Origin of the sequence: Aeromonas sp. R5-1 (genome assembly GCF_040908265.1) — a bacterium.
Taxonomy (GTDB): domain Bacteria; phylum Pseudomonadota; class Gammaproteobacteria; order Enterobacterales; family Aeromonadaceae; genus Aeromonas; species Aeromonas caviae.
Genome location: NZ_JBFODJ010000051.1, coordinates 106,806 through 122,738 on the forward strand (window position 1 = coordinate 106,806; position 15,933 = coordinate 122,738).

Annotated in this window: 17 protein-coding genes and 2 tRNA genes; 14 read left to right on the top strand and 5 right to left on the bottom strand. The window is 59.0% G+C overall.

The features are described from left to right. Window positions 1-78 precede the first annotated feature (78 nt). Together AB5Y64_RS07700 and AB5Y64_RS07705 are read left to right on the top strand one after the other, a co-directional pair. Window positions 79-1,053 carry an ABC transporter permease gene (locus AB5Y64_RS07700; RefSeq protein ID WP_039040297.1) on the top strand — a complete coding sequence of 325 codons (975 nt, stop codon included), beginning with the start codon at window positions 79-81 and terminating at the stop codon, window positions 1,051-1,053. Between the two features lie 3 nt (window positions 1,054-1,056). Further along, window positions 1,057-1,998 (top strand): ABC transporter permease, encoded by a 942-nt coding sequence (locus AB5Y64_RS07705; protein ID WP_029314771.1) that lies wholly within the window; start codon window positions 1,057-1,059, stop codon window positions 1,996-1,998. A gap of 221 nt (window positions 1,999-2,219) precedes the next feature. Here AB5Y64_RS07705 and dxs read toward each other — a convergent pair whose 3' ends face one another. The 3 genes from dxs to xseB are packed head-to-tail and all read right to left on the bottom strand — an operon-like array spanning window position 2,220 to window position 5,249. Then, window positions 2,220-4,085 (bottom strand): 1-deoxy-D-xylulose-5-phosphate synthase, encoded by a 1,866-nt coding sequence (gene dxs, locus AB5Y64_RS07710; RefSeq protein WP_039040296.1) that lies wholly within the window; start codon window positions 4,083-4,085, stop codon window positions 2,220-2,222. A gap of 21 nt (window positions 4,086-4,106) precedes the next feature. Then, window positions 4,107-4,997: a (2E,6E)-farnesyl diphosphate synthase gene (ispA, locus tag AB5Y64_RS07715; protein ID WP_039040295.1), complete on the bottom strand. Its 891-nt coding sequence runs from the start codon at window positions 4,995-4,997 to the stop codon at window positions 4,107-4,109. Then, window positions 4,998-5,249: an exodeoxyribonuclease VII small subunit gene (gene xseB / locus AB5Y64_RS07720; RefSeq protein ID WP_010675381.1), complete on the bottom strand. Its 252-nt coding sequence runs from the start codon at window positions 5,247-5,249 to the stop codon at window positions 4,998-5,000. It lies immediately after the preceding gene. Between the two features lie 234 nt (window positions 5,250-5,483). Between xseB and pomA the strand changes: the two genes are divergently transcribed. The 3 genes from pomA (at window position 5,484) to greA (ending at window position 7,766) form a co-directional block, all read left to right on the top strand. Next, window positions 5,484-6,242, top strand: coding sequence for a flagellar motor protein PomA (pomA, locus tag AB5Y64_RS07725; protein WP_039040294.1), 759 nt, complete (start codon window positions 5,484-5,486; stop codon window positions 6,240-6,242). 8 nt (window positions 6,243-6,250) lie between these two features. Next, window positions 6,251-7,144 carry a flagellar motor protein MotB gene (locus AB5Y64_RS07730; RefSeq protein ID WP_039040293.1) on the top strand — a complete coding sequence of 298 codons (894 nt, stop codon included), beginning with the start codon at window positions 6,251-6,253 and terminating at the stop codon, window positions 7,142-7,144. Between the two features lie 145 nt (window positions 7,145-7,289). Next, complete coding sequence (gene greA, locus AB5Y64_RS07735) at window positions 7,290-7,766, top strand: transcription elongation factor GreA (protein ID WP_010675378.1); 477 nt, start codon at window positions 7,290-7,292, stop codon at window positions 7,764-7,766. Window positions 7,767-7,813: 47 nt separating this feature from the next. On the opposite strand, the gene AB5Y64_RS07740 is transcribed toward greA, so the two are convergent. After that, window positions 7,814-8,407 (bottom strand): PilZ domain-containing protein, encoded by a 594-nt coding sequence (locus AB5Y64_RS07740; protein WP_039040292.1) that lies wholly within the window; start codon window positions 8,405-8,407, stop codon window positions 7,814-7,816. 105 nt (window positions 8,408-8,512) lie between these two features. Continuing rightward, entirely contained in the window at window positions 8,513-8,809 is a 297-nt protein-coding gene (gene yhbY, locus AB5Y64_RS07745) for a ribosome assembly RNA-binding protein YhbY (RefSeq protein WP_039040291.1), read from the bottom strand. Window positions 8,810-8,906: 97 nt separating this feature from the next. Between yhbY and rlmE the strand changes: the two genes are divergently transcribed. The 9 genes from rlmE (at window position 8,907) to rimP (ending at window position 15,925) form a co-directional block, all read left to right on the top strand. Then, the gene (gene rlmE / locus AB5Y64_RS07750) at window positions 8,907-9,536 is read left to right on the top strand and encodes a 23S rRNA (uridine(2552)-2'-O)-methyltransferase RlmE (protein WP_010675375.1); all 630 of its coding nucleotides are present in this window, start codon (window positions 8,907-8,909) and stop codon (window positions 9,534-9,536) included. 45 nt (window positions 9,537-9,581) lie between these two features. After that, a complete protein-coding gene (ftsH, locus tag AB5Y64_RS07755) occupies window positions 9,582-11,534 on the top strand; it encodes an ATP-dependent zinc metalloprotease FtsH (protein WP_042865085.1) in 1,953 nt (650 codons plus the stop codon). An 84-nt stretch (window positions 11,535-11,618) separates the two neighbouring features. Next, window positions 11,619-12,464: a dihydropteroate synthase gene (gene folP, locus AB5Y64_RS07760; RefSeq protein WP_323920324.1), complete on the top strand. Its 846-nt coding sequence runs from the start codon at window positions 11,619-11,621 to the stop codon at window positions 12,462-12,464. Between the two features lie 18 nt (window positions 12,465-12,482). Beyond that, a complete protein-coding gene (gene glmM, locus AB5Y64_RS07765; RefSeq protein ID WP_368203596.1) occupies window positions 12,483-13,817 on the top strand; it encodes a phosphoglucosamine mutase in 1,335 nt (444 codons plus the stop codon). A gap of 131 nt (window positions 13,818-13,948) precedes the next feature. Further along, complete coding sequence (gene tpiA, locus AB5Y64_RS07770) at window positions 13,949-14,713, top strand: triose-phosphate isomerase (protein ID WP_368203598.1); 765 nt, start codon at window positions 13,949-13,951, stop codon at window positions 14,711-14,713. Further along, on the top strand, window positions 14,714-15,040 hold the full coding sequence (gene secG / locus AB5Y64_RS07775; protein ID WP_010633113.1) for a preprotein translocase subunit SecG: 327 nt from the start codon (window positions 14,714-14,716) through the stop codon (window positions 15,038-15,040). A gap of 7 nt (window positions 15,041-15,047) precedes the next feature. After that, window positions 15,048-15,132 (top strand) — tRNA-Leu (locus AB5Y64_RS07780). Window positions 15,133-15,223: 91 nt separating this feature from the next. Beyond that, window positions 15,224-15,300 (top strand) — tRNA-Met (locus tag AB5Y64_RS07785). Window positions 15,301-15,466: 166 nt separating this feature from the next. Next, a complete protein-coding gene (gene rimP, locus AB5Y64_RS07790) occupies window positions 15,467-15,925 on the top strand; it encodes a ribosome maturation factor RimP (protein ID WP_039040287.1) in 459 nt (152 codons plus the stop codon). Window positions 15,926-15,933 lie beyond the last annotated feature (8 nt).

Sequence of the window (15,933 nt, forward strand, 5' to 3'; positions counted from 1 at the left end):
GACCCGGCGGGGCACCCATGGTTGCCCCGCCATTAACAGAAGCCTGTGCCAAGACACAGGCCACGTAGAAGGACAAGCATGTTTACATTCCTGCTGAAACGGTTCTATCAGGCCGTGATAGTGATGTTCGTCATCAGCCTGGTCGCCTTCTCCATCCAGGACAACCTGGGGGATCCGCTGCGCGAGCTGGTGGGACAATCCGTCTCCGAGTCCGTGCGCCAGGAGCTGCGCGACAAGATGGGACTCAATGATCCCTTCCTCGTGAAATACAGCCGCTTCTTGAAGAACGCGGTACACGGGGATCTGGGCACTTCCTATTTCTTCAAGCGACCAGCCCTCGAGGTTATCCTCGACAAGCTGGTGGCTACCCTTGAGCTGGTGTTTGCCGCCGCGCTCATCATCGTCGTGGTCTCCATTCCGCTGGGGGTTTATTCGGCGATAAGACCGCGCAGCATCCTCACCAAAGTCATCATGGCGGTGAGCAGCATCGGCATCTCGATCCCGGTCTTCCTGACCGCCATCATGCTGATGTACCTCTTCTCCATCCAGCTGGGCTGGCTGCCGGCCTATGGCCGTGGCGAGACCTACAACCTGCTGGGCTGGGAGTCGGGCTTCTTCACCTGGGACGGTATCCTGCACCTGGTGCTGCCAGCTGTCTCCCTCTCCTCCATCATGCTGCCGCTGTTCATCCGGCTGGTGCGCTCGGAGATGCTGGAGCAGCTCTCCTCCGAGTACGTCAAGTTTGCCCGTGCCAAGGGGCTGGACAACAACAAGGTCTACTACCAGCACGCCCTGAAGAACACCATGCTGCCGGTCATCACGGTGGGCGGTGTGCAGATCGGGACCATGGTGGCCTACACCATCCTGACCGAGAGCGTGTTCCAGTGGCCGGGGACAGGCTTCCTCTTCCTTGAGGCGATCCACCGGGTCGATACGCCGCTGATCACTGCCTACGTCATCTTCGTCGGCCTCATTTTCGTGGTGACCAATACCCTGGTCGACCTGCTCTACGGGTTGATCAACCCGACCGTCAACCTGACCGCCAAGGGGTAACAGATGACTAACGCTGTAACTGCAAGCCCAAGCCGTTGGGCACGTTTTAAAAATTCCGACATCGTCTACTACTTCCTGCGGGACAAGGTAGCCATGTTCAGCTTTGCGGTGTTTGTGGTCTTCGTGCTGGCGGCTCTGCTGGCACCCTGGATCGCACCGCACAACGTCTATGACCAGACCAGCTTCGATCTGATGGATGCGGAGCTGCCCCCCTCCTGGCTGGAAGGGGGCGAGGCCCGCTTCTGGCTCGGGACCGACAACCAGGGACGCGACATCTGGAGCACCATCCTCTATGGCGCCCGCATCTCGCTGACCATTGGTCTGTTCGCGGTGGGGCTGCAGCTGGTGCTCGGTATCGTCATCGGTCTGATGGCCGGTTACTTTGGCGGTCGCATCGACAACCTGCTGATGCGCTTTGCCGATGTGCAGCTGTCGTTCTCCACCATGATGGTGGCGATCATCATCTCCGCCATCTTCCAGGCGACCTTTGGCTCCGAGTTCTACTCGAAGTTCGCCATCCTGATGCTGGTGGTGATCATCGGTATCGCCGAGTGGCCCCAGTATGCCCGGACGGTGCGCGCCTCCGTGCTGGCGGAGAAGAAGAAGGAGTATGTGGAAGCGGCTCAGGTGATGGGGTTCCGCGCCCCGCGCATCATGTTCCGCCACATTCTGCCGAACTGCCTGTCGCCCATCCTGGTCATCTCCACCGTGCAGGTGGCGAACGCCATCATGAGCGAGGCGGCCCTCTCCTTCCTGGGTCTGGGGATGCCGGTTGATCAACCGTCCCTGGGGTCGCTCATCAGCGTGGGCTTCAACTACATCTTCTCCGGATCCTGGTGGATCACCGCCTTCCCGGGCCTCTGCCTGGTGGTGTTGGTGCTGGTGATCAACCTGCTGGGTGACTGGCTGCGGGATGTGTTCAACCCGAAGATCTACAAGGGCTGATAAACCTCTCCACGAACTGGCTGCGAGGCCGTGATCAAGGTTCATGTGCTGCTCGCTTATGTGGAACCAAGGAGTGCTCACGTATGTCTCGGTTCCTGAGCGGCTTGTAACCTTGTTGACGGCCTTCTCGCGACAGGGCGTGAACAGGTTTGGTCTGGCACAGTGATTAACAAAAAAGGGCGCCATCAGGCGCCCTTGTTTATTGCTTGCGATAACCCTTGTCAGGCCTGCAGCCAGCTCTCGATGCGGGTCTGAATGCCCACGCTGTCCAGCCCCAGCAGGGCGTAGATCTCATCCTGGGTGCCCTGCTCGATGAAGCGGTCCGGCAGGCCGAGGTTGAGCACCGGTTTGCACTGCTTGCAGCCCATCAGCAACTCGTTCACCGCAGAGCCTGCACCGCCCATGATGGCGTTGTCCTCGAGGGTGACGAACTGATCGTGGGAGGCGGCCAGAGAGAGCACCAGCGCCTCGTCCATGGGTTTGACGAAGCGCATGTCCACCAGGGTGGCATCCAGCGCCTCGGCGGCCGTTCTGGCCTGTTGCAGCAGGGTGCCAAACGCCAGGATGGCGGTCCCCTTGCCCTCGCGAACGACGCGTCCCTTGCCGAGGGGCAGGGCCTGCATCTCGCTCTCGGCCTGGATACCGGTGCCGCTGCCACGGGGGTAGCGCACCGCCACTGGCCCGTTGCACAGATAGCCGGTGTAGAGCATCTGGCGGCACTCGTTCTCGTCGGACGGGGTCATCACCACCATGTTGGGCACGGTGCGCAGGAAGCTGATGTCGAACGCCCCCTGATGGGTCGGGCCGTCGGCCCCCACCAGACCGGCCCGGTCGATGGCGAAGAGCACCGGCAGGTTCTGCAGCGCCACGTCGTGGATCAGCTGGTCATAGGCCCGTTGCAGGAAGCTCGAATAGATGGCGACCACGGGTTTCTGGTCGGCGATGGCGAGACCGGCGGCGAAGGTGACCGCATGTTGCTCGGCGATGGCCACGTCGAAGTAGCGATCCGGATATTGCTGGCTGAATTTCACCAGACCGGAGCCTTCGCGCATGGCGGGGGTAATACCGACCACGCGCTCGTCCTTGGCGGCGATATCGCACAGCCACTGACCGAAGATGGCGGAGAAGGTGGGTTTGCCACCGGCGCTCTTGGGCAGGGCACAGTCATCCGGGTTGAATTTGGGGACGGCGTGATAGCCAATGGGATCTTTTTCCGCTGGCTCGTAGCCCTTGCCCTTCTTGGTCTTGACGTGCAGCAGCTGGGGACCCTTGAGATTGCGCATGTTGCGCAGGGTTTCGACCAGGGCATGGATGTCGTGACCGTCGATGGGGCCGATGTAGTTGAAGCCGAACTCCTCGAACAGGGTGCCCGGTACCACCATGCCCTTGAGGTGCTCCTCGGCCCGCTTGGCGAGCTCCTTGACCGGCGGCAGCCCCGCCAGCACCTTCTTGCCCCCCTCGCGAATCGTGGTGTAGAGCTTGCCGGACATCAGCCTGGCGAGGTGATTGTTCAGGGCTCCCACGTTCTCGGAGATGGACATCTCGTTGTCGTTGAGCACCACCAGCATGTCCTTGTGGACATCGCCGGCGTGATTGAGGGCCTCGAAGGCCATGCCGGCGGTGATGGCGCCATCACCGATGACCGCGACCACCTTGCGGCCAAGCCCTTCGCTCTCGGCCGCCACCGCCATGCCGAGCGCCGCTCCGATGGAGGTGCTGGAGTGGCCCACGCTGAGCACGTCGTACTCGCTCTCTTCCCGCCAGGGGAAGGGGTGCAGGCCATCTTTCTGGCGAATGGTGTGAATGCGCTCCCGTCGTCCGGTCAGGATCTTGTGGGGATAGGCCTGGTGGCCCACGTCCCACACCAGCCGATCGAAGGGGGTGTTGTAGACATAGTGCAGGGCGACCGTCAGCTCGACGGTGCCAAGGCCGGAGGCGAAGTGGCCGCTGGAGCGGCTCACCGAGCGCAGCAGATACTCGCGCAGCTCGTTGCACACCACGGGCAGCCGCTCGAAGGGGAGGGATCGCAAATCGACCGGCGTGTCTGCGAGGGCCAGGTTGGGGAAATCGCTAATATCAACGCTCATATTGTTACTGTTATCCAGCGTTTAGTGGGTTCGCTCGATGATGTAATCGGCAAACGCTTCCAGAATGTCGGTATTGTAGGGCAAGGATTGCAGGGCTGTTAAGGCCTTGTCATGCAGTTCGCGAGCCAGCTCACGGGCATTGTCGAGTCCGAGCAGGGCCGGATAGGTACTCTTTTCCAGCGCCAGATCCGAGCCTTGCGGCTTGCCCAGGGTGGCGGTATCGCCCGTGATGTCGAGGATGTCGTCCTGCACCTGGAAGGCGAGTCCGATGGCGGCGGCAAAGGTTTGCAGGGCGGTGAGGGTGGCGGGTTCCACGTCAGCCTTGCACAGGGCGCCGAGGGTCACGGCGCACTCGATGAGGGCCCCGGTCTTGTGGCGGTGCACCTGCTCCAGCTCGGCGAGGCTGATCCGGCGCCCTTCGGCGTCCAGATCCAGTGCCTGACCGCCGCACATGCCGAGATAGCCGGACGCGCGGGCCAGGGCACTCAGCATCCGCACCCGGTTGGCCATCAATGTATCGGGCATGGGGTGGTCGGCCAGAATGGAAAACGCCAGGGTCTGCAGGGCATCGCCCGCCAGGATGGCTGTGCCTTCATCGAAGGCCTTGTGTACGGTGGGCTGACCACGACGCAGATCGTCGTCGTCCATGGCGGGCAGGTCGTCGTGCAGGAGGGAGTATGCGTGAATGCACTCCACGGCGGCGGCGGGGCCATCCAGCAGTTCGCTCTTGACGCCCAGCATCTCGCCGACGGCATAGACCAGGAAGGGGCGCACCCGTTTTCCACCGAGCAGCAGGCCGTATTTCATCGCGTCCCGCAGACGTGGCGCCATGGCGGGCAGGGCGTCAAGCTGTGCCGAGAGGCAGTCGTCGATGCGGCGCCGATGCAGGCGGGAGAAATCGTCCAGGGTCACTCACTCCTCTCCTTGTTCTGCTCGAAAGGGGACCGCTTGCTCGCTGCCATCGGCCTGGGTCAGGAGGATCTGGATCTTCTGTTCGGCCTGTTCCAGCTTCTGCTGGCCGGCACGCACCAGATGGATGCCCTGTTCGAATTGTTTGAGTGCCTCCTCGAGGGGGAGCGAGCCCTGTTCGAGTTGATGCACTATGGTTTCCAGCTCTTCCAGGGTGGCATCAAAACTCAGACGGTCGATTTTTTTACTGGCCATGTCCATCCTCGGGGATTGAAAAAAACGGCTCATCTTAACATCGACCGGCCACAGGGGGGAGGCAGAAAAACGCGGCGTCCTCAAACTATCCTGACCCTGGCCGATAAGAACGGGCATGCAACCACGCATTGCCGATCGGCGATTGCGGTGTACCGGGCTTGCTGCCGGGGACGCAATAGCAGAAAATTCAACGCAATATAATGAGACGGCACGTTCGGCGACAGGAGTAGGGATGTGGATTTAGGGAGTCTGATAGGCTTAGTGCTGGGGTTCGGGGTCGTGGTGTACGGCATGTTGCTGGGCGGCCCCATGAGCATGTATGTGGACATGCCATCGGTCTACATCACCATACTGGGGTCCGTGTTCATCTGCATGATGAAATTCAACCTCAGCCAGTTTCTGATGGCCTTCAAGGTCGCGGGCAAGGCCTTCATGTACAAGGGGGACAAGCTCGACGATCTCATCACCAAGGCGGTGGAACTGGCGGATGCGGCCCGCAAGGGGGGCTTTCTGGCCCTGGAGGCGGCAGAGATCCCCAATACCTTCATGAAGAAGGGCATCGACATGCTGGTGGACGGCCATGACGCGGACGTGGTGCGGGCCGTGATGGAAAAAGACATAGAACTGACCTCGGAGCGCCACGTCATCGCCGTCAAGGTGTTCCGCTCCCTCGGCGATCTCGGCCCCGCCATGGGGATGATAGGTACCCTGGTGGGGCTGGTGGCCATGCTGGCGAACATGAGCGATCCCAAGTCCATCGGCCCGGCCATGGCGGTGGCCTTGCTGACGACCCTGTATGGCGCCATCGAGGCCAACATGATCGCCATCCCCATCGCCGACAAGCTGGAGCTGCGCAGCGGTGAGGAGCAACTGAGTCGCACCCTGATACTCGACGCCATCATGGGCATCCAGGATGGCCAGAACCCCCGCGTGATCCAGGCGATGCTGCAGAACTACCTGAGCCAGTCCAAACGCAACAACGGGGTCGAATAGGAGGCCCCATGGCAAAGTGCAAGTGTCCGCCCCCCGGCCTGCCCGGTTACATGGGTACCTTCGCCGATCTCATGTCCCTGTTGATGTGCTTCTTCGTGCTGCTGCTCTCCTTTGCGGAGATGGATGTGCAGAAGTTCAAGCAGATCGCCGGCTCCATGGAGAAGGCGTTCGGGGTGCAGAATATCCTGGAGGTGAAGGATATTCCCAAGGGGACCTCGGTCATCGCCCAGGAGTTTCGCCCCGGCCGGCCTGAACCTACGCCCATCGACACCATCATGCAGCAGACCATCGACATGACCCAGACCGAGCTGGATTTTCAGCCCGGGGATGCGGACAAGGCGGGGGGGCATGACAAGACCGAAGGGCAGCAGAGCGGTGGTGACACCGCCCAGCAGGCCCAGAAGGCGCAGGAGCAGTCCAATACCCTGGCCAAGGCGCTGGCCGAACAGATGCAGGCCCAGATCCAGGACGGGGCCATCGAGATAGAGGCGCTGGGTCAGCAGATCATCATTCGCATTCGCGAGAAAGCGGCGTTCCCGGCGGGATCCGCCTTCCTGCAACCCCAGTTCTGGCCGGTGATCCGCAAGGTGGCTGCGCTGCTCAAGGATGTGCCGGGGGAGATCACCGTCTCCGGCCACACCGACAATGTGGCCACCGAGGACGAGTTGTTCCAGTCCAACTGGGAGCTTTCATCCCAGCGGGCGGTGGCGGTTGCCCACCAGATGATCAAGGTGCCCGGTTTTGACGGCAATCGTCTGGTGGTGCAAGGGATGGCGGATTCCCAGCCGCTGGTGCCCAACAACAGCCCGGAGAATCGGCGCATGAACCGACGTGTCGAGATCGCCATCATGCAGGGCAAACCGACGGTGTCGGCTCCGCTTGGCGTCTCGGAATCCAAGTAACGCTGGCCCAAAGCGGGATCCCGCTCGCAGGGGCTGACATGGATTTTGTGGCGGCTTCATATTAAGATGCCCCATCCGAACCGACAGCTGCGGCTCTCTTTTGATTGCCGCAGCTTCTCTTTATAAAGCAACCCAGGTTTCGACTATGAATCATACTCCGATGACTGTTCGCGGCGCTGAAAAGCTGCGTCAAGAGCTCGATTATCTCAAGACCGAGCTGCGTCCCCAGATTATCGAAGCGATTGCTGATGCCCGTGAACATGGCGATCTGAAAGAAAATGCCGAATACCATGCCGCCCGCGAGCAGCAGGGTTTCTGTGAAGGCCGCATTCAGGAAATCGAAGGCAAGCTCTCCAATGCCCAGATTATCGATGTCACCAAGATTGCCAACAATGGCCGCGTCATCTTCGGTGCAACCGTGACCCTGCTCAAAAGTGAAACGGAAGAGGAAGTGGTCTACCGCATCGTGGGAGACGACGAGGCGGACATCAAGCAGAACATGATCTCCGTGAACTCCCCCATTGCCCGCGCCCTGATCGGCAAGGAAGTGGATGACGTTGCCATCGTCAAGACGCCGGGTGGCGATGTGGAGTACGAGATCCTGGAAGTTGCCTATCTCTGATTGAACGTCGGGGAAAGAGACAGGGGAGCCGGGCTCCCCTGTTGTCTTTAGTCACCCTGATAGGCCTGGACGAAGGCGTCCTGGTGGCGCTGGAAGAGCCAGTCCCGCAATTGTTCCTGATCCTCCTTGCCCAGTCGGAACTGGACGGCCCAGTCATGGTGATGTTGATTGGCATCCACGTGCCTGATGAGGGTGCCTGTCATGGCCAGGGGAGGGAGACCCTCGATGCGAAGGTATCCGCCAAGTGGATCTCCCTTGGCAGAGGAGTCCGGCAAGCCGGCCACGATGAGACCGCCAAGGGAGAGGCTGTATACCTCGTACTCCGCGTCTTCGGTGCAGAGCACGGCCTTTTCGTCGAGTCGCCAGGCGCGCAGATGGGGTGAGCCCAGCTCGGTAATGGTCGGCGCGGCGATGCGCAGCTCGGTATGGCCCTCCTCTGCCTGGGTGCAGTGGAGCGGGAAACGCAATTGGTAGCCGGCGATGCGGGCTTCGAGTGTCAGAGGCTTGGCTCGCTGCAACAGGCTTTGGAGAGGAAGGGGCAGGATGCCGCGCAGGTATTGGCTGGTGGCAATGTCTTCATCGTTTCCCAGGTCCCGCAGCATGGCCAGTTCTTCATCGGTGAGGAGCTGATGCTTGTCCATAGTGGGTGTCCGCGACTATTCATCGCAGGTTAAGGGCCTGACCACTATTTTGGCAAGCGACTTGGGAAGAAGGGAAATGAAGGAAAGAGCGAATGCTCTTTCCTGTTACTTGCGCGGCAACTGGATCTTGGGCTCTTTGGCCTGACGGTAGATGGTCAGTACATGGCCCATGCTCTGTACCTTGATGGCGCCGGTCTCGCGAACGATGGCATCCATCACCAGCTGTTTCATCTCACGATCTTCAGACGCAACCTTAACCTTGAGCAGCTCGTGGTGGTTCAGGGCCAGATCGATCTCGGCCAGCACCCCTTCGGTCAGACCGTGTTGTCCCAGCAGGACGACCGGCTTCAGACTGTGGGCCAGGCCCTTGAGATACTGTTTCTGTTTATTGTTGAGAATCATGGCAATTTCTTCATAAGTCAGGGTTGAAAGGGGCGTATTCTACCCCCACTTAGCCCTTAATACTAATAACCCTTGTGGTTTTTTAAAGTCGACAATCATGACCCAGAAAAAACGTTCCCCCAGTTCAACCCGCTGGTTAAAAGAACATTTCGACGACCAATACGTCAAGAAAGCCCAGAAGTTGGGACTGCGCTCTCGCGCCGTTTTCAAGATCGATGAGATCCAGGGCAAAGACCGGCTGCTCAAGCCGGGGATGACGGTAGTGGACCTGGGGGCTGCTCCCGGTGGCTGGTCCCAATTTGCCATCGACCAGGTCGGTGACAAGGGGCGCGTCATTGCGTGCGATATTTTGCCGATGGATTCCATTGCCGGTGTCGATTTCCTGCAAGGGGACTTTCGGGAGGAAACTGTACTCGGCGCCTTGCTTGAGCGAGTCGGCCCCGACAAGGTGGATGTCGTCATGTCGGACATGGCGCCCAACATGAGCGGCACCCAGCAGGTGGATCAGGCCCGTGCCATGTACCTGGTGGAACTGGCGCTGGACATGTGCAATCAGGTCCTGAGCAGTAATGGCAGTTTTGTAGTCAAGGTGTTCCAGGGGGAGGGGTTTGATGCCTATCTCAATGAAATACGTAGACTTTTCTCTGTCGTCAAGATTCGAAAACCAGACTCGTCCCGTGCCCGTTCACGAGAAGTCTACATTGTGGCTACCGGTTTTAAACTGTAGTACCCTAACCCTCATCGTTAACTGTCAGTCTGCGAGGTCATTGATTTGAGTGACATGGCGAAAAACCTAATCCTGTGGCTGGTCATCGCCGTCGTGCTGATGTCGGTGTTCAATAGCTTCAGCCCCAGCGATACCACCAGTCGCCAGCTGGACTATTCCAGCTTCGTGAAAGAAGTGACCCAGGAGCAGATCCGTGAAGTGCGGATGGATGGCAAGGTCATCAATGGCGTCAAGCGCACCGGTGAACGTTTCACCACCATCATTCCTGCGCCGGATCCCCAACTGCTCAACGACATGCTCAACCATAACGTCAAGGTGATGGGTGAGAAGCCGGAAGAACCGTCCCTGATCACGTCCATCTTCATCTCCTGGTTCCCGATGCTGTTGTTGATCGGTGTCTGGGTCTTCTTCATGCGTCAGATGCAGGGCGGTGGCGGCAAGGGTGCCATGTCGTTCGGCAAGAGCAAGGCTCGCCTGATGAGCGAAGATCAGATCAAGACTACCTTTGCCGACGTAGCCGGTTGTGACGAGGCAAAGGAAGAGGTCAAGGAGCTGGTCGACTATCTGCGTGACCCGACCAAATTCCAGAAGCTGGGTGGCAAGATCCCGACCGGCGTCCTGCTGGTAGGTCCTCCTGGTACCGGTAAGACCCTGCTGGCCAAAGCCATTGCAGGCGAGGCCAAGGTGCCGTTCTTCACCATTTCAGGTTCGGACTTCGTGGAAATGTTCGTGGGTGTCGGTGCCTCCCGGGTGCGTGACATGTTCGAACAGGCCAAGAAATCCTCCCCCTGCATTATCTTCATTGATGAGATCGATGCGGTCGGTCGCCAGCGTGGCGCCGGTCTGGGTGGTGGTCACGATGAACGTGAGCAGACCCTGAACCAGATGCTGGTTGAAATGGATGGTTTTGAAGGCAACGAAGGCATCATCGTCATCGCCGCCACCAACCGTCCCGACGTACTGGACCCTGCGCTGCTGCGTCCGGGTCGTTTCGACCGCCAGGTCGTGGTCGGCTTGCCGGATGTTCGCGGTCGTGAGCAGATCCTGAAGGTACACATGCGCAAGGTGCCGCTGGCGGATGATGTCAATCCGGCGCTGATTGCCCGTGGTACCCCTGGTTTCTCCGGTGCCGATCTGGCCAACCTGGTGAACGAGGCTGCCCTCTTCTCTGCTCGCGAGAGCCGCCGAGTGGTCTCCATGCTGGAGTTCGAAAAGGCGAAGGACAAGATCATGATGGGGGCAGAACGTCGCTCCATGGTGATGAAAGAGTCCGAGAAGGAGATGACGGCCTATCACGAAGCGGGTCACGCCATCATTGGTCGCGTGGTGCCGGATCATGATCCTGTCTACAAGGTCTCCATCATTCCGCGCGGCCGTGCGCTGGGTGTGACCATGTACCTGCCGGAGCAGGACCGCTGGAGCCACTCCAAGCAGCATCTGGAGTCCATGATCTCCAGCCTGTATGGCGGTCGTCTGGCGGAAGAGCTGATCTACGGTGCCGAGAAGGTATCGACCGGTGCATCCAACGACATCGAACGTGCCACCGACATCGCCCGCAAGATGGTGACCCAGTGGGGCATGTCCGAGCGTCTCGGCCCCATGCTCTACGCAGAAGAGGACGGTGAAGTCTTCCTCGGCCGCAGCATGGCCAAGGCCAAGCACATGTCTGACGATACCGCCCGCATCATCGATGCCGAGGTCAAGCAGGTCATCGATCGCAACTACGATCGTGCCAAGCAGATCCTGCTGGACAACATGGATGTGCTGCACACCATGAAAGATGCATTGATGAAGTATGAGACCATCGATGCCAAGCAGATCGATGATCTGATGGCGCGTCGCGAGGTCCGTGCTCCCAGCAACTGGCATGATGAGCACGGTGACACCCCGCAAGGTGGTGCCAGCGTGAACAACGGGCCGGAGGCCAAGGCGCCGGCTGAAGAGGGCAATGCACCTCTGAGCGACATCGACAAGGCGAACGATGTTCCGGCCAAATAAGTTGCCATGATACAAACCCCGGGCTTGCCCGGGGTTTTTCTTTGCACGAAGAGTTTGCCGCTCTTGTTGGAGGTAGTTGAAGCAATGCAGTTAATCAGCAAGGGACGTACCCTTTCTCTCGACCGTCCCCATGTCATGGGGATTCTCAATGTGACGCCGGACTCCTTTTCAGATGGTGGCCGCTTCAAGCAGATCGATCTGGCGTTGGGTCATGCCCGCGACATGGTGGCCGATGGGGCCACCCTTATCGATATAGGTGGCGAGTCGACCCGCCCCGGTGCCCCCGACGTCAGCGAACAAGAAGAGCTGGACAGGGTCATCCCCGTGGTGGAGCGCATGGTCGCCGAGCTGGATGTGATGATCTCCCTCGATACCTCCAAGGCGATTGTCATGCGGGAGGGTTGTGCAGCAGGCGGTCACCTCATCAATGATGTCCGCGCCTTGCAAGAGCCGGGAGCGCTGGGCGCAGCCGCCGAGGCTGGCGTACCGGTATGCCTCATGCACATGCAGGGGCAGCCCCGCACCATGCAGGTGGAGCCGCACTATGACGATCTGGTAGGGGAGGTGAGAGCCTTCTTTGACGAGCGGATTGCCGCTTGTCTGGGGGCCGGTATCCCGCGTGAGCATCTGGTACTGGATCCAGGCTATGGCTTTGGCAAGACGCTGGTGCACAACTATCAGCTGCTGGCCCAGCAGGCGTCACTGCTCGATTACCAACTTCCGCTCTTGGTGGGCATGTCACGAAAGTCTATGATAGGCAACCTGCTTGACCGCCCGGTAGCCGAGCGGTTGGCTGGTAGTCTGGCCTGTGCCCTGATCGGGTTGCAACATGGCGCCAGGATCATCCGGGTGCACGACGTGCGGGCCACCATGGATGTCTTGCGTACAGGCTGGATGACCATGACGGGACAAGATTTCATATCCAAATAGAAAAACGAGAAACAGACAATGACCAGAAAGTACTTCGGCACCGACGGCGTGCGCGGCAAGGTGGGTGAATACCCGATCACCCCGGATTTCGTCATGAAACTGGGCTGGGCCGCCGGCAAGGTGCTCTCCAAGAAAGGGACCAAGAAGGTGCTGATCGGCAAGGATACCCGTATCTCCGGTTACATGCTGGAGTCGGCACTGGAGGCGGGGCTCTCCGCCGCCGGTCTCAAAGCCATATTGATGGGACCCATGCCCACCCCGGCGGTTGCCTACCTGACTCGCACCTTCCGTGCCGAAGCCGGTATCGTCATCAGTGCATCCCACAACCCCTATTACGACAACGGCATCAAGTTCTTCTCCGCCGACGGCACCAAGCTGCCCGATGATGTCGAGCTGGCCATCGAAGCCGAGCTCGACAACGAACTCAAGTGTGTAGAGTCCGCGGAGCTTGGCAAGGCGCTGCGCATCGATGATGCGGCCGGTCGTTATATCGAATTCTGCAAGAGCACCTTCCCCTCCAATCTGAGCCTGGAAGGGCTGAAAATGGTGGTGGATTGCGGTCATGGCGCCACCTATCACATCGCCCCTTCCGTCTTCCGCGAGCTGGGTGCCGAAGTCATCGCCATTGGCTGCAGCCCGGATGGGCTCAACATCAATGACGGCGTCGGTTCCACCGCACCGGAGGCGCTGGCCGCCAAGGTCCAAGAATGCAAGGCCGATCTCGGCGTCGCCTTCGACGGTGACGGCGACCGTCTGGTGATGGTGGACAGCACAGGTTACATCATCGACGGGGATGAGATCCTTTACATCATCGCCCGGGATGCCTTGCGCCATGGCCGCCTCAAGGGCGGTGTGGTGGGCACCCTGATGGCCAACATGGGGCTGGAGCTGGCGCTTCAGACCCTGGGTATCCCCTTTGCCCGTGCCAAGGTGGGTGACCGCTACGTGCTTGAGATGATGAACGAGAAGGGCTGGCGCATCGGGGGCGAAAACTCCGGTCACATCATCTGCCTGGATCAGACCACCACGGGGGATGGTATCGTCGCCGCCCTGCAGGTGCTGACGGCCATGCGCAGTGCCGAGATGCCGCTGGCCAAATTGCGTTCGGGCATGAGCAAGTTCCCGCAAGTGCTGGTCAATGTGCGCTTCGCCGAAGGCAAGGATCCGCTGACCTCCAGTGCCGTTCAGCAGGAAGTGGCGGCAGTGGAGCTGGAACTGGCCGGCCGTGGCCGGGTGCTGTTGCGCAAATCCGGCACCGAGCCCCTGATCCGGGTCATGGTCGAAGGTGAACACGAACAGCAGGTGCGCGATATGGCAGAGCGCATCGCCAAACAGGTCGAATCGGCGTTTTAATGAACAACCAAGGCGGCTTTTTAGCCGCCTTGGTTGTATCTTGTTCAAACGATTCGAAAATTTGAAAATAGCACTTGTCAGCTGAGCATCCTCTGGATATTATCAGCCCCGCTTTCGCAAGGGAGTTGCCGATGGGACATCGCAAGCCGTTTGTAGCAGCCAACTGGAAGTTACACGGTAGTAGGTCGCAGTTAGAGCAGTTTACGAGTCAATGCACAGAGCGCATTGATGAAGACGTAGATGTGGTCTTGTGTCCATCCCATGTGCATCTCGGTTTCACGGCCGAACTGCTCGGTGAGCAGGGAAGAGTGAAGCTGGGGGCTCAGAACGTGAGTCAGCACAGACAGGGCGCTTATACGGGTGAAATCTCGTGTGAGATGCTGGTCGAGGCAGGTTGCCGATATGTACTTGTTGGCCACTCCGAGCGCAGGCGTCTCTTTGGTGAGACCAGTTTTATCGTCGCAGAGAAGTTTGCGGCAGTCCGAGCAGCAGGTCTGATACCCATACTTTGTCTGGGTGAGTCAGGCGCGGCGAGGCAGGCAAGAAGAACCTTTGAGGTGATTGCCGAGGAACTGGACATCGTCATAGAGAAAAATGGCGCGATGGCTTTCGATAATGCTATCATCGCCTACGAGCCAATCTGGGCTGTAGGTACAGGTAAATGCGCCACACCCGAGCAGGCACAAGAGGTTCATTCCTTTATTCGCAGTCGCTTGGCGGAGGATACTCCGGTAATAGGTGAAAAAGTCAGAATCATCTATGGTGGGAGCGTGACACCGACCAATGCACAAGATTTGTTTGCGCAGCCCGATATTGATGGCGGTCTGATAGGCAGGGCAAGTCTTGATGGCAAGGCGTTTTTAGGAATAGTTGAAGCGGCAAAGGGTGCAAGTTAAATGTACGAGATTCTTTTGGTCGTTTATCTGCTGGTATCGCTGGCTCTGATTGGTCTGGTGATGATTCAGCAAGGTAAAGGGGCTGATATGGGCGCCTCCTTCGGCGCAGGGGCATCGAACACAGTGTTCGGCTCCGGTGGTTCAGGCAGCTTCCTGACCCGCACAACAGCGATTTTGGCTACTCTGTTTTTCTTGATTAGTCTGGTTCTGGGTTCCATGTCCAGCAACAAGGTCAAGCAGGGTAGTGAATGGGAAAATCTGCAACAGACTCAACAAGTTGAACAGAGCAAAGCGCCAGTGAAGAAAGATACTGACGTTCCCGAATAAGAGTTTTGCCGTGGTGGTGGAATTGGTAGACACGCTATCTTGAGGGGGTAGTGCTCTAGGGTGTGCGGGTTCGAGTCCCGCCCACGGCACCAATTAAGCAGTGAACCCGGGTAACCGGGATGTTATAGCCGCTGAGTCTTGTCTCACGAGAGTGAAGTGGCTATAATCTCGCACGATTTCGGACGCGGGGTGGAGCAGCATGGTAGCTCGTCGGGCTCATAACCCGAAGGTCGTCGGTTCAAATCCGGCCCCCGCAACCAAATTTCACGCATTTCCTACGCTCAGGAAGGCGGTCGCTGCGAGGCGACAATCAGGGTAAAGCGCCAAGCCCCGATTTGACATCGGGGCTTTTTGTTATGTGCAATTTACTCTGAATCTATTTCTATCTGGGCTATATGCCCTTTTTTCGTTTTTCGGAGGGTGACTTTGGCTACGTTGGAACAACGTTTGACCGATCTGCTCGAGGCTCCGGTCGTTGCCTTGGGTTTTGAACTGTGGGGTATCGAGTTTATCCGTGCGGGTAAGCACTCGACCTTGCGCGTTTTCATCGACTCGGAGCAAGGCGTGACGGTGGAAGACTGTGCCGAGGTGAGCCGCCAGGTCGGCGCCATCATGGATGTCGAAGATCCCATCACCGAGGAGTACTACCTTGAGGTGTCTTCCCCGGGTCTGGATCGTCCACTGTTCAAGGTCGCCCAGTTCGAAAAATACGTTGGCCAGGAGGCGGCGGTAACGCTTCGGATGGCAACAAACAACCGCCGCAAGTTCAAAGGCGTAATCAAAGCCGTGCAGGGGGACATGATCACTCTGACGGTAGATGGTAAGAACGAGGTGTTGGCTTTCACCAATATCCAAAAAGCGAACATAGTGCCGAACTTTGGTTAACGAGGCTA